This is a genomic window from Streptococcus sp. DD11 (genome assembly GCF_001578865.1).
Lineage (GTDB): Bacteria > Bacillota > Bacilli > Lactobacillales > Streptococcaceae > Streptococcus > Streptococcus panodentis.
Genome location: NZ_KQ969393.1, coordinates 185,512 through 191,857 on the forward strand (window position 1 = coordinate 185,512; position 6,346 = coordinate 191,857).

The window sequence follows — 6,346 nt, forward strand, 5'->3', positions numbered from 1 at the left end:
CTATAACCTCAAAGGCGGTGGGACAGAACTAAATTTTTAAAAATTTAGTTCGTCGTCCCAGCCCCGCGAGGATGATTAGGAGCTTTTTGGAGTCTAAAAGACGAACAAAAAGTCCAATCAGCTACCGCGTCAAGAGTTTTTTACCAAAATAAAGCGAAACTGAAGGACTTTTGTCTCAGCCTCACCTTATGTTAGGATCCGGAGATTGTTTCAGGTTGTGGATGAGAACTCGCGGCAGCGAGTTTTCGTTTTATTAAGGTTCGGTGGCCCTTTTTAAGCTGCGGCTAAAGAAAACGAAGTTTTCATTAAAACAGTCCGGCGGGTATTTTTAGACTGCGAATAAAGCGGCTGTGTTAAAATTCTTCCAATAGCAAAAACGCATAAAATCAAATGATTGCAATAACATTGATTTTATGCGTTTTTTTTACTATCAATCATCGTATTTTTGTTTGGGATTAAATGTCTGCCCAGCCTTTGTCTGTAGAAAAAAAGCAGTGCATAGCATCATACACTGCTGATTAATCGAAACAAATTTGTATATATGGCTGACTAGTTTAAGATTGGCTGACGGCTTTTATGTCGCGTTCTAAGCATCGGCTGCAAAGAGATTAGGAGAACAGACTGTATCCAAGGTAGAACATAATAGCAAAGATAATAATGGCGATGATGAGCTGAACAGGTTTTGGCAGGTTATTCAATTTTTCTGTTACATTCTTCATGGTTTTTCTCCGATTTCACTAATATTTAATCCTATTATATCATTAGTGCGCGATGATTTCAATCGGTATTTTGCTTTTATAGTCTTTTAGTTAGCTTTTAGCAGTGAAACTGTCCGGGGGACAGTTTCAGCCTATCGCTTAACATACAGGACGATAGGACAGCGAGCTGCTCAAAACCTCCAGTGGAAGTTTTGAGGTGGCAGATAAAGCTTCCGCTAGGAAGTGTCAAAAGAGTCTTATACGGTATCTTCTAAAAGATCCATCCCTCTGTGGGTGAGGGCGCAGCCGTCATGGGAGTCTGTCCCACCGCCTTTGGGATGGCCAGTTAACGACGGAATAAAAGAGAAGCTAAATGACGATAAATCAAAGACAAGATACCTAGCCGGCAGCTTTCGCCAATTTTCCCAATCGCGGAATTTTTCTAAATTTTGAAAACTTAGGCAAAGATATTGAAAGCGTTTGAAATCGGCTGCAAAATAAAGTATAATAAGCATAAGAAATACGGATAGGAAGAAGAGGGAACTCTTATGGCAGTTAAAGATTTTATGACCCGAAAGGTAGTCTATATCAGCCCGGATACGACGGTTGCCCATGCGGCAGATATGATGCGCGATCAGAAGCTGCACCGTCTGCCGGTCATTGAAAATGACAGGCTGGTGGGCTTGGTGACGGAGGGAACGATTGCGGAGGCCAGTCCGTCCAAGGCGACCAGTCTGTCCATCTATGAGATGAATTACCTGCTCAATAAAACCAAGGTTGGTGATGTCATGATCCACGATGTCATCACCGTTTCGCAGTTTGCCAGTCTGGAAGATGCGACCTATCTGATGCTGAAAAATAAAATCGGCATTCTGCCGGTAGTGGATAACGAGCAGCTTTACGGGGTTATCACGGACCGTGATATTTTCAAGGCCTTTCTGGAAGTGTCTGGCTACGGCGAAGAAGGTGTCCGTATGCGCTTTGTGACGGAAGATAAGGTCGGAGTTCTGGAGCAGATCATCCGCCTGCTGGTGGAGGAGAACATTAATATTTCCAATACGGTCAATATCCCCCGCAAGGACGGCAAGGTGGTCATTGAAGTGCAGATTGACGGCCAGCTGGATGTAGATGCTGTCAAAAGCAAGTTTGAACAGCACCAGATTCAGATAGCAGAGATTACCCATACTTCAGCTAAAGCTTTATAGGCATGAAAAAAGCCTCCTTTGATGAGGCTTTTAACGTACAATCGGCTGTTTATTAGCATCCAGAGTGAAGCCTTCGCCCAAAATTTCATGAGCTTCGGTAATGGTGGTGAAAGCAAAGGGATCGATGCTGTTGATGATTTTTTTCATTTGCTGCATTTCATTACGGGAAACGACGCAGTAGACAATCTGCAAGTCCTGCTGGCTGTAAAAGCCCTGACCATTGAGGTAGGTGACACCGCGTTCCAGCTTGTCATTGATGGCCTGAGCCAGCTCGGTAGGCTTGCTGCTGACAATCAGGAAGCCCTTTCCGGCAAAGCCGCCTTCGGCAATGAGGTCGATGACGCGGGAGGTGATAAAGACGAACATCAGGGTATAGGAAACCATGCGCAGGTCCTTGAAAACCAGAAGAACCAAGGTGATGACTACAAAATCGACCGTCAGCATGAGCCTGCCCATGGAAATACTGGTGTATTTGTTAAAGATACGGGCGACGATATCGGTACCGCCGGTGGTACCGCCAGCATTGAAAATGATTCCCAGTCCAGCCCCCAGGATAATTCCTGTTGCCAGACAGGCTATCAGCACATCGCCCTTTAAAGCCGTAAACAGATAATCCTGCAGGGATTTGGAAGCTGGCAGCAGTTCAAAAATCTTCAGCCAGGCCGAGACAGAAAAAGTTCCCAGAACGCTGAGGTAAAGGGTCCGAGGCCCCAGCAGCTTCCAGGCGATGATAAAGAGGGGAATATTGATAATCAGGTTGGTCGTCGAGACCGGAATTTTGAAAAGATAGTAGACAATCAAGGTCAGGCCGGTAGCGCCGCCTTCGTATAGGTGAAAGGGAATAACCAGATAGTGAATCCCAAAAGAAAAAATTCCAGCCCCCACAATGATGGCCAGTATGTTTTTTAATTTAAACATGTCATCCTCCTAACTCTTTTCAAACATTTCTACTGAATATATTTTACCAAAAATTTGTAAGACTGAAAATACCCTGAAAACATTTTTTAGATAATTTCTTCTATAGGCTTTTGTCTTTTTTTTTGGTAAAATAAAGGTTATACTCAAACTATGAGAAGCCACACCAAACAGCTGGGCTTTCAAGGCTTTGTTTTGAGACTGCGGATACAGCCATCTTGGTTTGATTTGCGCTCTTAGCAGCCCCTTGGACGGCGGTTGCCGCAAGCTTTGCCTGCTTTTGCTGCAGCCTTCTGCTGTGGGTTTGAAACAGAAAGAGTAGTAGATGAAAAAATGAAGAGCCTGGACTTCCTTGGGTCTAAGCTAAAGGTAAAAAATGAAAAAAGGTATTTTAATTTCGCTTGAAGGTCCGGAAGGTGCCGGAAAATCAAGCGTGCTGGAAGCCCTGCTTCCTTTTTTGGAAAACATTGGTACGGGGATTGTCACGACCCGAGAGCCAGGCGGTGTCAAGATTGCTGAAGATATTCGCGCTGTGATTCTGGACCCGGCTCATACGGAAATGGATGCTAAAACAGAGCTTTTGCTCTATATTGCCAGCCGCCGCCAGCACCTGGCTGAACGAGTCCTGCCGGCCTTGGATCAAGGCAAAACGGTCATCATGGATCGCTTTATCGACAGCTCGGTGGCCTATCAGGGCTACGGACGGGGGCTGAGTGTGACAGACATTGAATGGCTCAATCAGTTTGCGACGGACGGGCTTAAACCGGATCTGACTCTTTATTTTGATATTGACGTAGAGGAAGGGCTGGCCCGCATCGCCAAAAATCAGGACCGCGAAATCAATCGCCTGGATTTGGAAGGTTTGGGTCTGCATCAGCGGGTTCGGCAGGGGTATTTGGCTATTCTGGAAAAGGAGCCGGACCGTTTTGTCAAGATTGATGCCAGCCAGCCCTTGGATGCAGTTGTCAGGGACAGTCTTGCGGTTATTCAGAACCGTTTTGGAAAGCTATCATGAAAATAGAAACTTTACGGCAGATTCAGCCCAAGATTCTTGCAAGATTTCAGGGGATTTTGGAGCAGAATCGCCTTCATCACGCCTATTTATTTACCGGCGCTTTTGCCAGTTTTGATATGGCGCAGGTGCTGGCTCAGAGCCTTTTCTGTGAGAATAAACAGGGAGTCTGGCCTTGCCAGTCCTGCCGCACCTGCCGCTTGATTGCTGCTGAAGAATTTTCTGATGTTACCGTGCTGCGGCCGGCCGGCGGGATTATCAAAACCGATCGAGTCCGTGAACTGGTGCGGAATTTCTCTCAGAGCGGTCTGGAAAGCAGCCGGCAGGTTTTCATCATCTGCGAGGCAGACAAGATGCACCTCAATGCTGCTAATTCTCTTTTGAAGGTCATTGAGGAGCCGCAGAGTGAGATTTATGTCTTTCTTCTGAGTGCGGATGAGCAGCTGATTCTGCCGACGATTAAAAGCCGGACACAGGTGTTTCATTTTTTGAAAAATAAGCCTGCCTTGCAGTACAGTTTGGAGCAGGCTGGCTTGGTCAAAAGCCGGGCAGAATTTCTGGCTGCCTACAGTCAGACTCAGGAAGAAGCTGATCGCTTGTCTGATAACACTGCCTTCTTTGATCTGGTCAGTGAATGCGAGCGCTTTGTCAAAGAGCTATTGGCAAGACCTAATCAGGCCTATCTGCAGGTCTCGCGCGTGGCCAAAGCGGCAGATGAAAAAGACAGGCAGGAGCAGGTTTTTTAAGGTATTGGAAATCCTCTTTGCTAGAGAAATGATGCAGAAAAAAGGCCGGCAGGCTTTGGCAGCTCTGCTGCAGGCCAAGAAGATGTGGCAGGCCAATGTTTCTTTCCAAAATGCCTTGGAATATATGGTGTTAAATGAGCGATGGTGAGCAGAAAAAGGAGGAGCACTTCATGGATAAAAGGGATTTGTTTGATGCTTTGGATGATTTTTCCCAGACACTTTTGGTGACTCTGGCAGAAGTCGAGGCCATCAAGAAACATCTTAAAAGCGTAGTGGAAGAAAATACGGCCCTGCGCCTGGAAAATGATAAATTAAGAGAACGCTTGGGCGAGGTAGAAGCAACTGCTCCGGCCAAGGGGCATAAAAGCCGGGATAATCTGCGTAAGATTTATGCGGACGGTTTTCATATTTGTACGGATTTTTACGGTCAGCGCCGGGAAAATGATGCAGAATGCATGTTCTGTGACGAGCTGCTGTTTAGGGAGTAGAGATGCAGATTCAAAGAAGTTTTAAGGACCATTCTGCCTATGGCAGGCTTTATCTGGTCGCGACCCCTATCGGCAATCTGGATGACATGAGCATCCGCATGATTGAGACTCTGAAAGCAGTGGATCTGATTGCGGCGGAGGATACCAGAAATACTGGACTTCTGCTCAAGTATTTTCATATTGCGACCAAGCAAATCAGCTTTCATGAGCATAATGCCCGGGAGAAAATACCGGTCTTGCTGGATCTGCTGAAGAAAGGGCAAAGTATTGCCCAGGTTTCGGATGCCGGCCTGCCCAGTATTTCCGATCCTGGTCATGATTTAGTCAAAGCGGCCATCAGCCAAGACATTGCTGTTGTGACAGTGCCTGGGCCCAGTGCTGGGATTTCAGCTTTGATTGCCAGCGGCCTGCTGCCCCAGCCTCATATTTTCTATGGCTTCCTGCCCAGAAAGGCTGGCCAGCAGAAGGAGTTTTTCAGCAGCAAAATGGCCTATCCCGAGACTCAGATTTTCTATGAATCGCCTCATCGGGTTCGGGCAACGCTGGAAAATATGCTGCAGGTTTACGGCGATCGTTCGGCTGTCTTGGTTCGCGAATTGACCAAGCTTTATGAAGAATACCAGCGGGGATTGATTTCGGAGCTGATAGACCATCTGGCTCAGCATCCGCCCAAGGGCGAGTGCCTCCTGATTGTCGAGGGAGCCCGGGAAGAAAAAAGAGAAATGGCAGATGCTGATCTTTTGGCGGAGATTGCCGTTCTGGTCGAATCTGGCAGCAAAACAAATCAGGCTGTCAAAGATATTGCCAAAAAATACGGCCGAAATAAGAGTGAGCTCTATGCCTTGTATCACAGTCAGTGACCCAGCAGCCTTTCTTTGGCGGTCGATCGGAAGCTTATCTTGAAAATTTTCGGCTTCGCTCTTTGGTTTTAAATCGCCCTATCCCCACTCCAAGGCTTCAGAGGGACTGTTGGAGGTTGGGGATAAGGCAGACGCACCTTTCGTCAGTCCTGGCAGTATAGGGGCGGAAAGCTCGGGGAATTTTTTCAGTCCGAGCTCAGAAATGGGAGAGCGGGCAGCAGTCAAAGCAGGACAAGCCTGTACCGGACAGAAGGCCAGTACTGCTGAGACTTCCTAAGAGGCTTTTATCAGCCGTCTCAAGGTGTTTGGTGTGCATTCTGGTAGTTGGAGTAAGCAGCCTCTTATAAAAAAGAATTTTCAGCCGGAAGTTTAACAGAGTGTTTTGAAACCGAAGAATTATCAAAAAAACTGACAGGAGTCAG

At 46.7% G+C, this 6,346-nt stretch carries 5 protein-coding genes and 1 pseudogene; 5 read left to right on the forward strand and 1 reads right to left on the reverse strand.

Annotation, left to right across the window (positions count from 1 at the left end; translation table 11 throughout):
* The first annotated feature begins 1,246 nt into the window (after positions 1 to 1,246).
* Complete coding sequence (locus STRDD11_RS04165; RefSeq protein WP_128835697.1) at positions 1,247 to 1,903, forward strand: CBS domain-containing protein; 657 nt, start codon at positions 1,247 to 1,249, stop codon at positions 1,901 to 1,903.
* Between the two features lie 30 nt (positions 1,904 to 1,933).
* Here STRDD11_RS04165 and STRDD11_RS04170 read toward each other — a convergent pair whose 3' ends face one another.
* Positions 1,934 to 2,821, reverse strand: a complete 888-nt coding sequence (locus STRDD11_RS04170; RefSeq protein ID WP_128835700.1) for a YitT family protein — start codon at positions 2,819 to 2,821, stop codon at positions 1,934 to 1,936.
* Positions 2,822 to 3,194: 373 nt separating this feature from the next.
* On the opposite strand from STRDD11_RS04170, the gene tmk reads away from it, so the two are divergent.
* The 4 genes and pseudogenes from tmk to rsmI all read left to right on the forward strand — a co-directional run bounded on the left by tmk (position 3,195) and on the right by rsmI (position 5,924).
* Positions 3,195 to 3,833: a dTMP kinase gene (gene tmk / locus STRDD11_RS04180; protein WP_128835705.1), complete on the forward strand. Its 639-nt coding sequence runs from the start codon at positions 3,195 to 3,197 to the stop codon at positions 3,831 to 3,833.
* Positions 3,830 to 4,724: pseudogene (locus STRDD11_RS04185) on the forward strand (DNA polymerase III subunit delta'). Before tmk ends, STRDD11_RS04185 begins: the two are co-directional and overlap by 4 nt.
* Before the next feature lie 22 nt (positions 4,725 to 4,746).
* Complete coding sequence (gene yabA / locus STRDD11_RS04190; RefSeq protein ID WP_128835708.1) at positions 4,747 to 5,064, forward strand: DNA replication initiation control protein YabA; 318 nt, start codon at positions 4,747 to 4,749, stop codon at positions 5,062 to 5,064.
* Positions 5,065 to 5,066: 2 nt separating this feature from the next.
* Positions 5,067 to 5,924, forward strand: coding sequence for a 16S rRNA (cytidine(1402)-2'-O)-methyltransferase (gene rsmI, locus STRDD11_RS04195; RefSeq protein ID WP_128835710.1), 858 nt, complete (start codon positions 5,067 to 5,069; stop codon positions 5,922 to 5,924).
* The last annotated feature ends 422 nt before the right edge of the window (positions 5,925 to 6,346 follow it).

What these genes read in the sequence shown, in the direction of transcription:
- STRDD11_RS04165 (WP_128835697.1), top strand. Translation starts at nt 1,247, where the DNA reads ATGGCAGTTAAAGATTTTATGACCCGAAAGGTAGTCTATATCAGCCCG.
- STRDD11_RS04170 (WP_128835700.1), bottom strand. Translation starts at nt 2,821, where the DNA reads ATGTTTAAATTAAAAAACATACTGGCCATCATTGTGGGGGCTGGAATT.
- tmk (WP_128835705.1), top strand. Translation starts at nt 3,195, where the DNA reads ATGAAAAAAGGTATTTTAATTTCGCTTGAAGGTCCGGAAGGTGCCGGA.
- yabA (WP_128835708.1), top strand. Translation starts at nt 4,747, where the DNA reads ATGGATAAAAGGGATTTGTTTGATGCTTTGGATGATTTTTCCCAGACA.
- rsmI (WP_128835710.1), top strand. Translation starts at nt 5,067, where the DNA reads ATGCAGATTCAAAGAAGTTTTAAGGACCATTCTGCCTATGGCAGGCTT.